At 70.8% G+C, this 16,829-nt stretch carries 14 protein-coding genes and 2 pseudogenes; 7 read left to right on the forward strand and 9 right to left on the reverse strand.

The window, feature by feature from the left end; all coding sequences use genetic code 11:
- Nucleotides 1-375, forward strand: a 375-nt coding sequence (locus ACFWBT_RS33815) for an ATP-binding protein (RefSeq protein ID WP_385706794.1), incomplete at its 5' end; no start/stop codon positions are given.
- Between the two features lie 170 nt (nucleotides 376-545).
- On the opposite strand, the gene ACFWBT_RS33820 is transcribed toward ACFWBT_RS33815, so the two are convergent.
- Nucleotides 546-1,730 carry a type III polyketide synthase gene (locus tag ACFWBT_RS33820; protein WP_385706795.1) on the reverse strand — a complete coding sequence of 395 codons (1,185 nt, stop codon included), beginning with the start codon at nucleotides 1,728-1,730 and terminating at the stop codon, nucleotides 546-548.
- A gap of 756 nt (nucleotides 1,731-2,486) precedes the next feature.
- On the opposite strand from ACFWBT_RS33820, the pseudogene ACFWBT_RS33825 reads away from it, so the two are divergent.
- Nucleotides 2,487-2,871: pseudogene (locus ACFWBT_RS33825) on the forward strand (IS4 family transposase); the annotation flags it as partial.
- Between the two features lie 118 nt (nucleotides 2,872-2,989).
- Nucleotides 2,990-3,052 (forward strand): annotated as a pseudogene (locus ACFWBT_RS33830) (hypothetical protein); the annotation flags it as partial.
- 140 nt (nucleotides 3,053-3,192) lie between these two features.
- On the opposite strand, the gene ACFWBT_RS33835 reads toward ACFWBT_RS33830, so the two are convergent.
- Nucleotides 3,193-4,200: an NADP-dependent oxidoreductase gene (locus ACFWBT_RS33835; protein WP_385706796.1), complete on the reverse strand. Its 1,008-nt coding sequence runs from the start codon at nucleotides 4,198-4,200 to the stop codon at nucleotides 3,193-3,195.
- A 260-nt stretch (nucleotides 4,201-4,460) separates the two neighbouring features.
- Here ACFWBT_RS33835 and ACFWBT_RS33840 point away from each other — a divergent pair, with 260 nt between their 5' ends.
- Nucleotides 4,461-4,958, forward strand: coding sequence for a DUF485 domain-containing protein (locus ACFWBT_RS33840; protein ID WP_385706797.1), 498 nt, complete (start codon nucleotides 4,461-4,463; stop codon nucleotides 4,956-4,958).
- Nucleotides 4,955-6,571 (forward strand): cation acetate symporter, encoded by a 1,617-nt coding sequence (locus tag ACFWBT_RS33845; protein WP_385706798.1) that lies wholly within the window; start codon nucleotides 4,955-4,957, stop codon nucleotides 6,569-6,571. Before ACFWBT_RS33840 ends, ACFWBT_RS33845 begins: the two co-directional genes overlap by 4 nt.
- A 139-nt stretch (nucleotides 6,572-6,710) precedes the next feature.
- On the opposite strand, the gene ACFWBT_RS33850 is transcribed toward ACFWBT_RS33845, so the two are convergent.
- The 6 genes from ACFWBT_RS33850 to ACFWBT_RS33875 all read right to left on the reverse strand — a co-directional run bounded on the left by ACFWBT_RS33850 (nucleotide 6,711) and on the right by ACFWBT_RS33875 (nucleotide 14,311).
- Nucleotides 6,711-9,131 carry a SpoIIE family protein phosphatase gene (locus ACFWBT_RS33850; protein ID WP_385706799.1) on the reverse strand — a complete coding sequence of 807 codons (2,421 nt, stop codon included), beginning with the start codon at nucleotides 9,129-9,131 and terminating at the stop codon, nucleotides 6,711-6,713.
- A gap of 303 nt (nucleotides 9,132-9,434) precedes the next feature.
- Nucleotides 9,435-10,712 carry an ABC transporter substrate-binding protein gene (locus ACFWBT_RS33855; RefSeq protein WP_385706800.1) on the reverse strand — a complete coding sequence of 426 codons (1,278 nt, stop codon included), beginning with the start codon at nucleotides 10,710-10,712 and terminating at the stop codon, nucleotides 9,435-9,437.
- Nucleotides 10,713-10,717: 5 nt separating this feature from the next.
- Entirely contained in the window at nucleotides 10,718-11,866 is a 1,149-nt protein-coding gene (locus tag ACFWBT_RS33860) for a branched-chain amino acid ABC transporter permease (protein ID WP_385706801.1), read from the reverse strand.
- Entirely contained in the window at nucleotides 11,863-12,753 is an 891-nt protein-coding gene (locus tag ACFWBT_RS33865) for a branched-chain amino acid ABC transporter permease (protein WP_385706802.1), read from the reverse strand. Before ACFWBT_RS33865 ends, ACFWBT_RS33860 begins: the two co-directional genes overlap by 4 nt.
- A complete protein-coding gene (locus tag ACFWBT_RS33870; protein ID WP_385706803.1) occupies nucleotides 12,750-13,556 on the reverse strand; it encodes an ABC transporter ATP-binding protein in 807 nt (268 codons plus the stop codon). Before ACFWBT_RS33870 ends, ACFWBT_RS33865 begins: the two co-directional genes overlap by 4 nt.
- On the reverse strand, nucleotides 13,553-14,311 hold the full coding sequence (locus tag ACFWBT_RS33875; RefSeq protein WP_385706804.1) for an ABC transporter ATP-binding protein: 759 nt from the start codon (nucleotides 14,309-14,311) through the stop codon (nucleotides 13,553-13,555). The genes ACFWBT_RS33870 and ACFWBT_RS33875 overlap by 4 nt, the downstream gene beginning before the upstream one ends.
- Nucleotides 14,312-14,499: 188 nt before the next feature.
- On the opposite strand from ACFWBT_RS33875, the gene ACFWBT_RS33880 reads away from it, so the two are divergent.
- Complete coding sequence (locus ACFWBT_RS33880) at nucleotides 14,500-15,795, forward strand: PucR family transcriptional regulator (RefSeq protein ID WP_385706805.1); 1,296 nt, start codon at nucleotides 14,500-14,502, stop codon at nucleotides 15,793-15,795.
- Complete coding sequence (locus tag ACFWBT_RS33885) at nucleotides 15,792-16,457, forward strand: TetR/AcrR family transcriptional regulator (RefSeq protein ID WP_385706806.1); 666 nt, start codon at nucleotides 15,792-15,794, stop codon at nucleotides 16,455-16,457. The genes ACFWBT_RS33880 and ACFWBT_RS33885 overlap by 4 nt, the downstream gene beginning before the upstream one ends.
- Before the next feature lie 52 nt (nucleotides 16,458-16,509).
- Here the strand turns inward: ACFWBT_RS33885 and ACFWBT_RS33890 are convergent, their stop codons facing one another.
- Nucleotides 16,510-16,674: a hypothetical protein gene (locus tag ACFWBT_RS33890; RefSeq protein WP_385706807.1), complete on the reverse strand. Its 165-nt coding sequence runs from the start codon at nucleotides 16,672-16,674 to the stop codon at nucleotides 16,510-16,512.
- Nucleotides 16,675-16,829 lie beyond the last annotated feature (155 nt).

Raw genomic sequence — 16,829 nt, forward strand, 5'->3', positions numbered from 1 at the left:
GGGGACACCGCGACCTGGCGGCTACCCGCTCGCGACGACGCGCCCGCCCGTGCCCGCGCGCACGTCTCCGCACTGCTGCGGCAATGGCACACCAGGAGCGGGACCCAGGACGACATGGCACTGCTGGTCAGCGAGCTGGTCACGAACGCGGTGCGCTTCGCCGCCGGTCCCATCACGATACGACTGATCAGGGGCGGTGGTCACGGCCTGCTGTGCGAGGTGGGCGACACCGGCAACGGCAGGCCGCGTCTGAGCCGGGGCGGCCTCCTCGACGACGGCGGGCGTGGCCTGCACATCGTGCACCGGCTCACCACCCGGTGGGGGGTGCGGTGGACGGACACCGGCAAGGTGGTCTGGGCGGAAGTCGCAAGATGACGCGGCTGCGGGGCGGGGCGCTGCCGGGCGTACGCGAGCGCGGCGAGGGCAGGGGCGGCGTGCGCGTCAGCCGGCACCACCGACGGTACGAAAGGCGCCCTCAGCGGTACCGGTGGCGTGACCGGTGATGCGGGCGGCCCGTTCGCCGCTACGGGTGGCGCGGGCTCTCACTACAGCCACTCCCCTTCCAGGGCGGTGGCGGTGAGGCCCGGTGCCGCCGCGTACAGGACGGCGCGACTGCCCGACTTCTGTCCGGCGTCGTGCGCCCGCCTCAGGATGTCGAACACGGCGGCGCCTCCGCGGTTGCCGCTGGTGTAGCTGTCCCGGCTGTAGTCCAGCAGCCCGGACGGCCACGCGTCGGGCATCGTCTGCTCCATGTACTCCAGCACCCGGGTCCCGCCGGGGTGCGCGAGCAGCACGTCGGGGTGCCAGGAGTCGGGGTCGTCCTGGTAACGGACGCGCAGCCACTCCCACATCGCGGTGACCGTCTCCTGTACGGCGCGCGGCCCGCGCCGGTCCATCACGAAGTGGGTGCCGTCCGCCCGCGTTTCCAGGCAGTGCAGGTCTTGGGTGTCGGGCACGGTGTGGTGCCAGGCCGCGTCCAGCCGCAGGACCGACTCGCGCCTCGGGCGGCCCGTGACCACCGCGGCGACCGCGGTGTCCGCGAACAGCAACCGGACGATCAGGGACTCGAGGGTGTCGTCCGCGGGCTGGTAGGTCGTGCTCAGCGCCTCCGCGATCACGACCAGGACCACCCGATCGGGGTCCGCGGCCACGAGATCAGCCGCCAGGGCCAGGGAGCGGGTCCCCGCGACACAGGCCCACTGCGTGGCCGGCAGCAGCATCACGTCGTTGCGGAGCGCGAGCTTGTTGGCCAGGGCGACGTCCAGTCCGGGCAGCGCCGGGGTGGTGGAGTGACTGGTGATCAGGCAGTCGATGTCTGCGGCGTCCAGCCCGGCGATCTGCAGGGCCCCGCGCGCCGCACGCTCCCCGTAGGACTGCACGGCCTCCCAGGCCGGCGCGGTGCGCTCCTGGACGGTCTGCGGCGCGGGTATCGCCTCGAGGGCGGCGATCACGCGGTCCACGTCCTGCTGGGTGAACCCGTCGCGTGCCAGCGCCTCTTGGGCGGCCCCGATGCCGACAGCCTGGAGGCCGCTGCCGTCGCCGGGCGCGACGGCGGTCTCCAGCGGCAGCATCCACCCGCGGGTCTCGATGCCCGTACTGGCCGCGATGCCGTCGATCCGCGGGGCCCACGCCGCATGCGGGTGCCGGTCGCGCACCTCCGCCACGATCTGGCTGGTCTCCACGGCGTGCTCGCCGTGTATCACGGCAGGAGGGCAGAGGTAAGCGGCCATGATGGGCACCTTTCCAGGGGAACAAGGAGGAACGTCACGAGGGCTGCGTCATGGGCCGCTTCGGAAGTTCGCGCCCATGCCGACGGGCTCCACTTCGGGAGTCGCTGTCCAGGTCGAGCATGGACGCGAAAGGGGCATTTCCGCTGTGACTAAGACAACTTGGGCGACCCTTGGGGGCGTGATACGGCACACACCGCCGAAACAGAGGGGCCCTCAGAGCGGTCCACAGGTCTTACCTGACTAGCCGTCAGCCAGGGGGCTTGCTGGCAGGCCGTGCGACGTGAGGTGTTCGCCGACGCGCTCCGGGTCAGCCCCCAGATCTCCGAAGTCGCCGTCCACGACGGTGCGGTCACGCTCACCGGGCAGTTGGAAAGCGGCGCAGCGCCGCCGTCGCGTGGGTCCGACGCGCCCGCTGGACGGTGTCACCGACTCGTGGACGACCTCACCTGCCGCTTCGACGACAGGCACACACAGGTCGCGGACCGACCGAGCACGGAATGGCCGACGACTGGCCGCGCGGGTCATGAGCCCACGGACCCCACCCACTGTCCGCCGGCCTTGCGGCCATGGGGGGGCAAAGGCCCTCGGACATGGTCGAGATGGCCCACCGATCGGGGTCGGTCGCCCACCCAGCCGCTGGTCCGGCTCAAAGGGGCCCGCACCCCGGCCCACTGGGCGCCGCTGCCCGACGGAACGTATCCGACACGGATCAACGGGGGTCCGGCTGCGGATCATCGACGCGCACATCGCCGTGGCGTGCTGCCTGACGGAGAACCAGGCCGGATTGGACATGGCGTTCCGGAGAACCTGTTGCCGTCGCGTCGGCCGCGAATCGCCCCGCGCCGCGTCAAGTGTCCGATCTCCCGGCACCCGTCACCACCGGACCAGGCCCAGGTCCTCGGCGCGGCCCGCATCAGCGACGTGACCATCACCATGGACCAGAGTCAACAGGCCCATTGGGTCGACGTGACCGGACGCTGCAGTTGATGGGGACCGACCCGGCACGTTCCTGGCGCGCCTGCGAGATCACCCGGGGGTCGGCCTGGACGACGCACGCCGACTGCGTGCCGAACTCGGCCGGTGGGTCCACGAGGGCATCCTCCGCAGGATCGCCCGCGGCGTCCACGGGCTTGACGACGAGTGAAAACGTCCGGCTGCCGGCACGACCCCGTCTCCGGGGCGCCGACAACCGTGAACTCGCCCTGACCACGCGGCCTTGGAAGTACCCCGACGAGTTGCGTGAGCGAGCCGTCCGCGAGGTGAGGACCTCAGGCCGCCCCGTCTCGCACGCCGTCCGGGACCTGGGCATCCACAAGGAAGCCCTGTCGCAATGGGTCCGCCAGGCCGAGGCCGACCACGGCGAGCGGCCCGATCTGCTGACCACTGCAGAGAGTCAAACTGCTGCGAGGCCACCGCGGTGGCCTCGCCGACCCTCAAAGCGCGGCCCCGCTCCCGGCGGCCGTCATGCCAGCTCCAGGACGAGCTTGCCGACGTTCTCGCCACGGAAGAGCATCTGCAGCGTCTCGGGGAAGTCGTCCACGCTGCCTCTCACGACGTGTTCCCTGACCTTGATGCGGCCGTCGGCGATCCAGGCGGAGATGTCCTGCGCGGCCTGCGGGTAGCGCTTGGCATAGTCGAAGACGACGAATCCCTCCATCCGGGCGCGGCGCACCAGCAGTGTCAGGTAGTTCGAGGGGCCCTTGACCGGGGTGGCGTTGTTGTACTGACTGATCGCACCGCAGACCACGACGCGCGCGTGCATCGCCAGCCGGGTCAGGGCAGCGTCGAGGATGTCGCCGCCCACGTTGTCGAAGTACACGTCGATGCCGTCGGGGGCGTGCCGGCGCAGCGCCTTCCTGACGTCGTCGGCGCGGTAGTCGATCGCCGCGTCGAATCCCAGTTCGTCGGTGAGCAACGCACACTTCTCCGGCCCACCGGCGATGCCCACCACCCGGCAGCCCTTGGCCTTCGCGATCTGACCCGCGATGGTACCGACCGCGCCGGCCGCCCCCGACACCACGACGGTCTCGCCGTCCTTCAACGCCCCGACGTCCAGCAGGCCGAAATAGGCGGTCATACCGGGCATGCCCAGTGCGCCCAGATACGTCGAGGGCGGGGCGAGGGCGGTGTCGATTTTCATGGCGCCCCTGCCGTCGGAGACCACGTACTCCTGGACGCCGAACGTTCCGACCACGTGATCACCCGGCTGGAAGTCGGGGTGGTTGGAGGAGGTGACCTCGATGACCGATCCGGCGCGCATCACCTCACCGATGGCCACCGGCGGCAGGTAGGAGGGACGGTCGTCCAGCCAGCCCCGCATCGCCGGGTCCAGGGAGATGACGCGCGTGCGGCCCGCGAACCGGCCCGGGCCCGGTTCCTCGACGGGCCCTGCACAGTGCTCCCAGTCATCGGGCTGCACCTCGCCCACGGGGCGGGCTGACAGACGGATCTGGCGGTTGGTCGCGGACATCGCGCCTCCTGTCGTCGGGACTCCCCCTTACCGTACCGACCAGTAGGTACGTCGGCGACCGTGACATGCGCCACAGGCCGCCCCGCCCGGCGGGCACCTATGGTTCGTGGGCCGTCGACCGACAGCGGCATCCGGATGTCACGTCGAGCCCAAAACGTGACGCCCCGCAGACTGTCCGCCATACCAACCAGTCGGTATCGTGCGCCGCCACGCCTCCCCCCAGCCCTCCACGGAACCGAGCCGAGCCGGAAGGCCACGCGATGACATATCCCCATGACCAGCGGTACCCGCAGCAGGAGTGGCCGCAGCCGCGGACCGAGCCGTACGGCCGTGCCCCTCGGTACGAGTCGTACGGGCGGGATCCGGGGCAGGAGCCCTCCCCGTCCGGATACGACGACGCCGCGTACGACTGGTACGGGCAAGCCGCCCGGCAGGAACCGTACGCGCACGAGACGCATCGGCACAGCGCCGACCTGGCAGCCCTCCGCTCGGCCTACCGCGTGCTCCGCCGGGTCTCCTCGATCACCGCACTCGGCTCCTTCGTGGTGTACGTGCTGCTGTCCTGCTACGCACCGGAGCTGATGGGGGCCAGGATCACCGGGGAGCTGAGCCTTGGAATCGCCCTGGGGATCCTTCAGCTCGTCGTCACCTTCGCGGCGGTCTTCTCGTACGAGCGCAGCGCACAACGCTCGGTGGACCCGTTGGCCCGCGTCGTCAGGGAGCGGGCGGCCGACCGGCCCGCGGGGGTGGCGAGATGACCGACTTCGACTCCGGGTCGCAGGCCACCGTCCTCGTCCTCTTCACCGCCCTGGTCACCGTCACGCTGCTGATGTGCGTGATGACGGGACCGGACCGCGACGACCTGACGAACTTCTACACCGGCTACCTTTCGCTCACCCCGTTCAAAAACGGCCTGGCCATCGCGGGCGACTACATCTCCGCGGCCACGGTGCTGAGTACCAGCGGCATCATCGCGCTCGCCGGATACGACGGCTATGTCCTCACGGTCAGCACCGCCTTGTCTCTGGTGCTGCTGATGTTCCTGCTGGCCGAACCTCTGCGCAACGCCGGCAGGTTCACCATGGGCGACGTCCTGGCACGCACCATGCCCGGGCGGGCCGTGCGGATCGCTTCCTGCGTCGTGACGCTTTCGGCGACCCTGCCCTTTCTGGTCGTCCAGCTCTCCGGGGCCGGGTCGCTGCTCACCTTCATCCTGAACATCCCGCACGGGGCGGGCGCCAGGACGGCGTGCATCGTCATCGTCGGCAGCCTGATGATCATTTACGCGGCGCTCGGCGGTATGCGGGGAACCGCGCTCCTTCAGATGATCAAGATCGTCATCCTGCTCGGCACCAGCGTCGTCGTCGCCGCCCTGGTCCTGAACCGTTTCGGCTGGAACCCCGGAGACCTGCTCAGGGCCGCCCAGCACGGCAGCGGCACGGGCCCAGCCTTCCTTCGACAGGGCCTTCAGTTGGGCACCTCGGCCGGCGACCGGCTGGACTTCGTCGGTCTCCAGATCACCGTGGTCCTCGGCGTGGCCTGCCTGCCCCACATCACCATGCGTCTGTTCTCCGCGCAGGACGTGCCGGCCGTGCGTCGCTCCATGTCGTGGGCCGTCGGCACGGTCACCACCTTCTGCCTGCTCGTGATCATCTTGGGTACGGGCGCGGCAGCCCTGGTGGGATCGCGGTCCATCATTGCGGCCGACCCGCACGGCAGGACGTCGGTGCTCATGCTGTCGCAGGTGCTCGGCGGGGACCCCGCCTCCGCGGGTGCGACGATTCTCTACTCGGCCGTGGCGGGAATGGTGTTCATCACCCTGCTGTCCTCGGTCGCCGGGATGACCCTGGCCGCGGCCTCGTCGCTCGCCCACGACCTGTTCTCCCATGCGGCGCGGCGGGGACAGGTGGAGCCGCGTACGGAGATGACGGTGGCGGCGTGGACGAGCGTGGCCGTGGGAACCGTGGCCATCGGGCTCGCCACCCTGGTCCAGAGCTGGGACGTCGGCGTGCTGACCACTCTGGCCGTCTGCATCGGGGCATCCGCGGTGGCTCCCGCGCTGACCTACTCCCTGTTCTGGAAAGGATTCACGCGCACCGGCCTGCTCGCCACCCTCTATGGCGGCGCGGCCTGCGCGCTGGTGCTGATGGTCTTTTCCAAGGCCGTCTCGGGCACGCCGTCCGCCGTCTTCCCGACCGCCGACTTCCACTGGTTCCCGATGCAGTCCACCGGACTGGTCTCCATCCCGTTCGGCTACCTGGCGGGCTGGCTGGGCAGCCGTCTGGACCACTGGCGCCGCGCCGCTGACAGCCGGGAGAGCCGGCTGCTGTACGAGGAGAGCGAGGAACGTCTGCTCGCCGCAGCCGAATGACCTAGGTGGCGGGGGCGGACCGAGCAGGCGGCCTCGCTCCCGCCGCCGCGGTCCGCCCAGGGCCCCGCGCGGAGCCCCATGACAGCCGCATGCCTGCACGCGCGCCGATGTGTGAGTCGACGGCAACGGCCTGCGACGGTCAGGTGAGCGTGCCGGCCAGTGATTGCTCGGTCCACACCGTTTTGCCTTCGCGGGTGTAGCGAGTCCCCCAGCGTTCGGCCATCTGGGCCACCAGGAACAGGCCGCGCCCGCCCTCGTCGGTGGTACGGGCGCGGCGCAGGTGTGGTGCGGTGTGGCTGGTGTCGCTGACCTCGCACACCAGGAACCGTTCACGGATCAGCCGCAGGGTCGCAGGACCACTGGCGTACCGGTAGGCGTTGGTGACCAGTTCGCTGGCGATCAACTCGGTGCTGAACGCCAAGTGCTCCAGGCCCCACTCGGTCAGCTTGGCCGAGGTCAACGCCCGGGCCCGGGCGGCGCCGGCAGGCTCCAGCGTCAGCTGCCAGGAGGCGACATCCTCCGGTGGCAGCATGCGGGTGCGCGCGATCAGCAACGCGATGTCGTCGCTGGGGTGTGCGGGCACGAGCGAGTCGACCACGGCTTGGCATGTCCGTTCCAGCTCGTCCGCAGGGCGGGCGAGCGCTGCGCACAGCTTGCTCAGGCCGATGTCTGCGTCGATGTTGCGTTCGCCGATGATTCCGTTGGTGTACAGGCACAGCAGGCTTCCCGCAGCCAGGTCGATCTCCCGGGCCTCGAACGGCAGGCCGCCCAGGCCGAGAGGTGGGCCTGCGGGCAGGTCGAGCAGGGCCGCCTGTCCATCCGGACCGGTCACCACCGGCGGCGGGTGGCCGGCGCGGGCCATGGAGCACCGCCGGGAGACAGGGTCGTACACGGCGTACAGGCAGGTGGCGCCGACGACCTGCTCGCCCACGGGCCGTTCGCCGAACGCTTCCTGTTCGGCGGCCAGCAGGGTGACCAGGTCGTCCAGGCGCGAGAGGACCTCGTCCGGTTCCAGGTCGAGGCTCGCGAGCGTGTGTACGGCGGTACGCAGCCGGCCCATCGTGGCAGCGGCATGAATGCCGCGTCCCACGACGTCGCCGACGACGAGGGCGACCCGAGCCCCGGACAGGGGAATGACGTCGAACCAGTCGCCGCCCAGGCCCGGGGCCGCGCTGGCCGGCAGGTACCGCAGGGCCACCTCGACGGCCGACTGGTCCGGGACCTCCCGGGGCAGAAGGCTGCTCTGCAGGGTGAACGCGGTCTGCTGCTGCTGGGTGAAGCGCCGGGCGTTGTCGACGGCAACGGCGGCGCGCGAGGCGAGTTCCTGGGCGAGGGTGAGATCGTCCGCCTCGAAGGGATCGGGGCGGAGCGAACGCCACAGGGTCATCACACCCAGCACCAGGCCACGCGCGGCAAGAGGTACCACGATCAGCGAGTGGACGCCCAGGTCCGGAGCGTGGGCCCCCTGGTGGCCTTTCGTTGAGAACCAGTCGGGCGAAAGAACCGGTTCCAGGACGGGTCGCCCTTCGGCCAGGCATCTAGCCTGGGGTGTGTCGGGCCCGAACTCCACCGGCTCACCCTCGGGGTGGGGCGGGCCGGGTTGCTGGGCGCCGACGCTGCAGGCACCCACTCGTACCACCGGCCCTGCCATGGCCTGCGCCAGTTCCTCACCGCGCGTCACCGGCTGAAGCAGGTCCACTGACGCATGGTCGGCGAGGTGAGGCACCATCACCTCGGCAAGTTCACGGGCGGTCTCTGCCACGTCGAGGGTGGTTCCGATACGGCTGCCGGCCTGGTCGAGGAGCGCGAGCCGACGCTGGGCCCGATGGCGTTCGGTGATGTCCTCGATCATCTCGGCCACACCCAGGATGCGGCCGGAGGGGTCCTCCATCCGGAAGGACGAGACCATCGCGACCCGCTCCTGTGCCGGGTCCCGCTCCAGGCGAACGAACTGCTCCGAGTAGACCAACGGTCTTCCGGTCTCCATCACCTGGCGCACACGGTCCACGGCCTTGCGTGCGTCATCGGCGACGAGGAAACAGCCCGTGGGCAGCCCCCGGAAGTCCGCTGCCGGGACGCCGGTGACGCGTTCGATGGCCCGGTTGACCCGGAGAAGGGTCAGGTCGGGCCCGTGGACGACCAGGCCGACCGGGCTCCGGCGGTACAACCCGTCGAGAACCGCGCGGTCTCTTTGCCACTCCAGGAGGTCAGCCGCTAGTGCCCCGGCAAGAATCCACTCACGGACCCGGTCATGGCGTGAGAGCGCATGGGCCCTGAGCCCCATCTCGATGAGTCGCCCGTCGCGGTGCCGCACCTTGAGCACGCCGAACCAGCCGCCGGCTCTCCTGCAGTTTGCCGTGGCCTCCGTGACAGTCGGCAGATCACGAGGATCGACAAGGACCTCGAATGCCGGACGCCCGATCACGGCTGCGCCCGGATGGCCGAGCAGCTCCTCGGCCCGCCGGTTCCACCCGACCACGGCACCCCGGTCGTCGAGCACCGCCAGGGCGGCGAGGCGCGGGGCGAACGGATCGTCGTGGCTTGCGCTGAACTCCGTCATCCACATCTCCACCGCCGGCTGACCCGCAGATACACCTAAGCCTAGTGAACCCCCCGTGGGGCCGCGCGCGGCCGCGGCTGGCCCGCGACCCCACGGGCAGGCCCGTCGGTCCGCTGTCAGCGGCGGCCTGCGGTGAGGCTCCTCGCGTCCACCGGGCAGCGACTACCTCCGCCACAGCCGGCGGCCCGGCGCCGCAGTGCCTGGCGGACGTCTGATCGCAGGCACGCACGGCTCCGGGCTCCCGTGACGGGGCGAGGGCGGTCCCCAGGCGTCGGGGCATCGACGCGGACCGCCCTCGCCGGTTCACTTCGCCGCCGGGCCGAACTCCTTGCGGGTGTCGACCGGCTTACCGAACAGCTGCCACCGCTCGCCCTTGAACCGCATCAGCTGCATCGTCTCCAGCGGGAAGGCGTCATCGTGGCCGGTGGACATGGTGACCCCGGGCAGCAGCATGCCCACCTTCACGTCCTTCAGGCTGCGCACCGCGTCCCGCAGTCCTTCCCTGGTCGGGCACTTCATCGTGTCCAGGGCCTGGTGCAGGCTGGAGGCGACGGCCCAGCCGTAGGCGTTGAACTGGTTGGCCGGGTCGGCGTCGGGTGCGTACCTGTGCAGCGCCTCCTTGTACGCCTTCATCTCCGGGTCGGTGGCCCACTGCGGGTCGGCGGGGTCCTTGAAGTAGGTGGCCGAGACCACGCCTTGGACGTTCTTGAACCCGACCGGCTTGAGCACGGCGGCGGATGAGGCCACGTTGTTCACGATGTGCAGCGGGTTCCACTTGGTGTTCTTGGCGTCGGCGGCGAGGGCCTGGCTGCCGAACTTGGGGGTGGTGACATCCAGCAGCACGTCCGCCTTGGAGCGTGCGAGGCTCGCCACCTGTGCCGACACGGAGGGGTCGGTGACCTCGTAGCTCTCCTCGGCGACCACCTTGACGCCGCTGCCGGCGACGGCCTTCTTGAACCCGCCGAGCAGATCCTTGCCGAAGTCGTCGTTCTGGTAGAGGACCGCGACCTTGGCCTTGGGCCTCGCGTCCTTGAGGTACTTGGCGTACACGCGTGCCTCGGCCACGTAGTTGGGCTGCCAGCCGATGGTCCAGGGGTGCTGCTCACCCGTGCCCCAGGCGGAGGCGCCCGTGGCGACGAAGGGCTGCGGCACCTTCTGCTTGTTGAGGTAGTCCCACACGGCTGCCGTGGACGGGGTGCCCAGGGTCTGGAACACCGCGAAGACCTTTTCCTGCTCGACGAGTCTGCGGGCCTCCTCGACCGCCTTGGGCGGCTGGTAGCCGTCGTCGCGGACCACGAACTCGACCTTGCGGCCGTCTATGCCGCCCTTGTCGTTGACGTGGCTGAAGTAGGCGGCCACGCCCTTGCTGATCGTGCCGTACGCGGAGGCAGGTCCCGACAGCGGGTAGATCCCACCCAGCTTGATGGTCTTGTCGGTGATGCCGGTGGTCTGCTGGCCCTTGCACGCGCCACCGGCGGTGGTGTCCTGGGCGTCCTGACCTCGCTGGCTGCTGCAGGCGGTCGCGGTGAGCAGTGCGGCGGTCGCGGCCGCGGCCGCCCGCAGAGCGGTCGTCTTGCGCATGTGGTTCATTCCTTTTCCGTGCGGGGCGGTGCGCCCACGGGTTCGGCGTCGACAACTGCGGGGTCCGCAGGAGTGTGGGTCTCGGAGGGTCCGGACAGGGCCTGGGACTCCGGCTCCCCATCGGGCGCGGATTCGGCCTCTGGCGTCCGGTCGAGGGCAGCGGTGGTGCGAGGCGGGCGACGGGCGACTGCGCCCAGGACACGGGCCGGCAGACCGGCCAGTCCCGTCGGGGCCACGAACATCACCGTGATGATCAGCAGGCCGAACACCACTCCCGGCGCCGCCTCGCTGACGTCCTGGGACACGCTCGGCACGTACATCACGAACGCCGCGCCCAGCAGGGGTCCGTACAGCGAGCCGAGACCCCCGACCACCAGGCCGGCCAGCAGGGTGATGGACAGAACGAAGCTGAAGGAGTCGGGCGAGACGAAGCCGATCACCCAGGTGTACAGACACCCCGCGACACCCGCGAACATCGCGCTCCACGCGAAGGCGAGGGTCTTGTGCAGCGCCAGCCGCACGCCCATGACCTCGGCGGCGCTCTCGTTGTCCCGCACGGCCAGCAGTGCCCGGCCGACCCGGGACCGCAGCAGGTTGCGGGCGAGCAGCAGGGCCACCGCGGTGACGGCGAGGACGACGAAGTACATCCACTGGTCCTCGGCCAGCCCGCTCCACGCCGGCGGCTGCAGCTTGTTCACGGTCAGCCCCATGGAGCCGCCCGTCACCGGTTCGAGCCGCTTGAGCAGGGGCGGCAGGAACACCGCGAACGAGAGGGTGACCAGGGCCAGGTACAGCCCGCGCAGTCGCAGCGCGGGCACGCCGAACCCGAGGCCCAACAGGAAGCATCCGGCGGCCGCGGCCGGCAGCGTGGCCAGGTGGCCGGTGTCGTACCGGTCGAGCATGACCGCCGCCGTGTAGGCGCCCGCCGCGAAGAACGCGCCGTGTCCGAGCGAGATCTGCCCGCCGAAGCCGGTCAGCAGGTTCAGGCCGGACAGCGCCACGGCGTACACGAGCACCATGGTCAGCTGGAAGACCTGGAAGGGCGCGAAGTAGAACGGTGCGCCGACGGCGACCGCCGCCGCGACGAGGACGGTGAGCGTGGGCCGCAGCCACCGGACCCGGTCGGTGCCGAGTGACGCTGTGATGCTGCTCATGCGCGCTCCACCGCCGCCCGTCCGAAGAGGCCCTGGGGCCGCACCAGCAGCACCGCCAGAATGATCACCAAGGGGACGCCCACCTTCAGATCGGCGCCGATCACGTCCACGTACGCCCCGGTCAGGGTCTCGGCGACACCCACGAACAGGCCGCCGACGACCGCGCCGACCGGGCTGTCGAAGCCACCGAGGGTGGCCGCGGCGAACGCGTAGATCAGCACCCCGCCCATCATGTTGGGCTCCAGGAACAGCACCGGGGCGACGAGCACGCCCGACACCGCGCCGACCGTCGCGGCCAGGCCCCAGCCGAGCATCAGCACCCAACCCACCCGGATGCCCGACAGCCGGGCGGAGGCCGGATTGCAGGCGACCGCCCGCATCACCAGGCCGATGGAGGTGTGCTGGAACAGCAGATACAGCAGGCCCATCACGACGGCCACCACACCGATGATCCCGAGCGTCGACCAGTCCATACGCACACCGGTCAGTTCGAGTCCGCCGTCGGGGAAGGGCTGCGGGAAGTCCTTCACGGTGAACGACCAGATCAGGCCGGCCAGCGCGTTGACGAAGATGAACAGGCCGACCGTGACGATGACCACCGTCAGCTCGGGCGCGCCCTGTACGGGGCGGATGACGATCCGCTCGAGCAGCATGCCGCCGGCGAAGGACACCGCGAGGGTGGCCGGCAGCGCCAGCCAGTACGGCATCCCGGACGCCACCAGCTGCCAGGCGACGTACGTCGAGAGCATGGCCAGCTCGCCCTGCGCGAAGTTGACGATCCCCGTGAACCGGTGGATCAGTACCAGGGCCAGCGCCAGGCTGGCGTACACGGCGCCGGAGCCCAGTCCTTCCACCACTTGCTGGAGCAGATCGGTCACGGCGCTCACCCGGCCTTCCTGGAGAGAACGGAGACCCCGAGGTACACCTCGGCGACCTGCCCGTCCTCGCGGATCTGTGCGGCCGGTCCGGACAGCACCAGGCGGCCGGCCTCCAGTACGTGGGCCCTGTGCGCGATATCCAGCGCGAGCTGGGCGTTCTGCTCGACGACGACCACGGTGGTGCGTTCCTCCTCGTTGACGGCACGGACGATCTCGAACAGCTCGCGGGTGACCAGCGGCGCGAGCCCCAGGGACGGCTCGTCCAGGAGCAGCAGCGAGGGCCGCAGCATCAGCGCCCTGCCGACGGCGAGCATCTGCTGCTCGCCGCCGCTGAGGCTGCCGGCGGCCTGCCGCGACCGCTGGCGCAGTTTGGGGAAGTAGTCGTAGATCCGTTCCAGGTCGGCCACCACGGCCGCGCGCTCGGTGCGGCCCCGCCTCCGCGGGCCGGTGCGCAGGTGGGCGCCGATGCGCAGGTTCTCCTCGACGGTCAGGTCGTTGAAGGTGCCTCGGCCCTCGGGCACATGCGCCACACCGAGCCTGGCGGCCTGCTCGGGCGAGCGGCCCAGGAGTTCCGTGCCGTTCAGGGTGACCGACCCGCGACCGCGGACCATGCCGCACAGCGCCCGCAGCGTCGTGGTCTTGCCCGCGCCGTTGGGTCCGAGGATCGCGCACACCTCACCGCGGGCGACGGAGAAGTCGAGACCCTGGAGCACGCGGGCCTGGCCGTATCCGGCGTGCAGGTCGGAGACCTTCAGGAAGTCCGGCTCCGCACCCGCCGCGGACTCGGTGCTGCCGGTGGTGGGCTCGCTCACGCGGCCACCCCCAGGTACGCCTCGACGACCGCCGGGTCGCGCTGGATCTCCACCGGCGTGCCCTCGGCGATCTTGCGGCCGAAGTCGAGGCAGACCACCTTGTCGCACAGGCCCATCACGAAGGCCATGTGGTGTTCGACCACAACGAGCGTGAGGTCGAACTCCTGGCGCACCGAGCGGACCAGATCCGCGAATTGGTCCACCTCGCCGTGGCTGAGCCCGTTGACGGGTTCGTCGAGCAACAGCAGCCGGGGCCGTACCGCGAGGGCCCGGGCGAGTTCGACGCGTTTGAGCGTGCCGAACGGCAGTCCGGAGGCGGGATGGTCGGCGACGTCCGCCAGGCCGAGCCGCCGTAGCAAGTCGTCCGCCTGGTCACGCAGTGCCCTCTCCTCCCGCCGGACGCGGGGCAGCCTGAGCGCCGCGGCGAGGTGTCCGGTGCGCCCCCGGCTGTGGGCGCCGACCATGACGTTCTCCCGGACCGTGAGCTGCGGGAACAGGCCCAGGTTCTGGAAGGTGCGGGCGATGCCGCGCCCGGCCACGGCGTGCGGGGGGAGGGCGAGCAGGTCCTCGTCCTCGAACCGCACTTCTCCCCCGTCGGGAGCGCAGCGCCTGGTGAGGCAGTTGAACAAGGTGGTCTTGCCGGCTCCGTTCGGCCCGATGAGCCCTACGGCGGTGCCCGGCTCGACGGTGAATGCGACACCGTCCAATGCCGTGATCCCGCCGAAGCGCACGGTGATGTCTTCGACCGCGAGCATGAGTGACGCCCTTTCCGACGTGCTGGGGGGTGGGCGAGCGTCACAGTAGGTGGGGGCGTCGTGGGCGCACATTGGGTGTGAGCACCCAACTTCTCGGTGGCCGAACTGTGCGCCGCGCACAGGTGCCGGGAGATGTCTCACGTGGAACCTGTTGACTAAGCACGAGGAGGGCGGCGACGATCGGCCTCATGCCGCGCGGTCCCGCACTGGGCAATCCCCGACTCTCCGAACCGCTCCGCCGCGAGCGGCGGCGGATCCTGCACGCCGTCCACGACCGGGTCGAGGAGGTGGCGGAGACCGCCGTCGAGGTGATGCGCGCGGAGATCCCGTCGTACGCACTGCAGGACGAACGGTTCTTCGGCGACGTACGGGACCAGGTGCTCGAGCACTACCAGATGCAGCTCGCGGCGCTGGCCGGCGATCGGGACATTACCCCCGAGGACCTGGTCTTCAGCCGCGCGGCGGCGATGCGCCGAGCACGTGCCGGGTTCGCCCTGGAGGACTGGATCAGTGCCTTCCGGGTCGGCCGGCAGGTGCTGTGGGACGCGCTGCTGGACTGCGCGGGCACGTCCGCCGAGGCCCAGCAGGCCGCGCTGTCCCTCGTCACCCCGCTGATGCGGTACGTCGACTACGCAAGCACCCACGCCGCGCAGGCTTACGTCGAGTACCAGCAGCACGTGGTGGCGGACGCGGACCGGGAGCGCCGCGATCTCCTGGACCAGCTCCTGGCCGGGGTGGCACCCACGCGCGGTCCGCTGATGGCCGCGGCTCAGGCGTACGGCGTCGGACCGCGCTCACCGATGATGGCGGTCGTGGCGGTGTGCGTCGGCGACACCCGCACCGGCGACCCGACCTCGGCCGAGAACGGGTATGCCGCCAGCGCGTCGATCAGCGTCGCCGGGCCCTGGGCCGGCAGAACGCTGGTAGTCGTGCGGCACGGCGAGGTGGTGGCCGTGCCCGTGGTCCGGGCCGGCATGGCCGCAGAGGACATATGCGCCCACTTCGAGACCGTGCAGCGGCGGCTCGCGCGGGCCGGAACCATGCTCTCCATGGGGATCAGTACGGTCGCCCAGGGCGCGGGTGAACTGCCCCGTGCCTACCAGGAAGCGCGGGCCGCCCTCGACCTGGTGCCGAGCGGGGGCGGGGTGGCAGCACTGCCACGGCTGTCCCCGTTCGACTACCTGGCGCTGCGCGCCGACGACCTCGCGCGCCAGCTGGTCGATCCCCGGGTGCGGTCGATGCTGGAGGAGGACCGCAGACGCGGCGACACGCTGGCCGCCACCATACGGACCTTCGCGGAGGCGGACCTCAACCTGCGGCTGGCCGCCGAGCGCTTGCGGGTGCACCACAACACGGCGCACTACCGGTTGCGCCGGATCGAGGAACGCACCGGCCGCAATCCGCGCCGGATCGCCGACCTCCTGGAACTACTGGTCGCCCTCGCCATCCGCGACGGGGCCGAGGAAGGCGGGGAAGGCGAATGAGCGGCATGGTGGAGTCCGACGGGACCGAAGCGGCACGTCAGCTGCCGGGCCGGCAGGGGGACATGGGTCTGCCCGAAGAATACGCCGGGCAGGACGGAAGCCTCCGGCGCATGCTGCTCGACGCCGCGCTGGAGGTGTTCGCCGAGCGCGGTTACACCGACGCCGGTCTCACCGAGATCGCGGCGCGCTGCGGCATCCCGGTGGGCAGCCTCTTTCAGCACTACGGCGGAAAGCGAGGGCTGTATCTCGCCCTCTGGGAGGAGTTCCGGGAGGAGCAGGAGCGTCGGACCGCGGCCACACTGACCGCCGAGCGCAACCGCGGTGTGGAGGACCCCGCCGCCCTCTTCATGGCGGGAGCCAGGGCCTACCTGGAGGGTGCCTGGGACAACCGGAGGCTCGGCAGACTCCTCGTGGAGGACGACGGCCCCGCGGGCTTCGACGCGCTGCGCCGACAGTGGGACCGCGCATGGGTACGGCGCAACGCCCGGCTTCTGGAGATCGACGAGCGGCGACGCGCCGGCCGGGTCAGGGTGAGCGTGCTGACCACCGTCATCGGAGGAACGGCGCGCGAGCTGGGTGACTGCGGGGACGAGACGGAAGCCCGCGAGATCGTGGACGAGGTGTGCGGCATCCTGATCCATCTGTCGGCGCCGCCCGGCTGAAACGCCCGGCACCGGGCGGAGGCGACAGGACCGGCCCCGGCCCGACGACGCCTCACTCCCCGGACAACCCGCGCCGAGCGCCGGCATCGACCTCGCCCGCCGCCTCCACGCCGATGACCTCCTCACCGAGCTGCCTCAGGGCAACAGCGGCCACGGAGGTGTACGCCTCGGCGTCGATCGCGACGCTGTCCAGGCAAGGACCTGTCCGGCCGGTCACGTTGCAGGAAAGGGACGGCGCCTGTCCAGCGCTGCGTCCGCGGCGTGATCGGCCGGCCAGGTCCTACTAGTGCCGCGACAGGCAACGTTCGCCCCGTCGCGACTCCCGGCACGCACTCTCGCCGCACCGGCCGAAAGCCCAAGTACATCCAGTAC

Origin of the sequence: Streptomyces sp. NPDC060027 (assembly GCF_042737005.1) — a bacterium.
Lineage (GTDB): Bacteria > Actinomycetota > Actinomycetes > Streptomycetales > Streptomycetaceae > Streptomyces.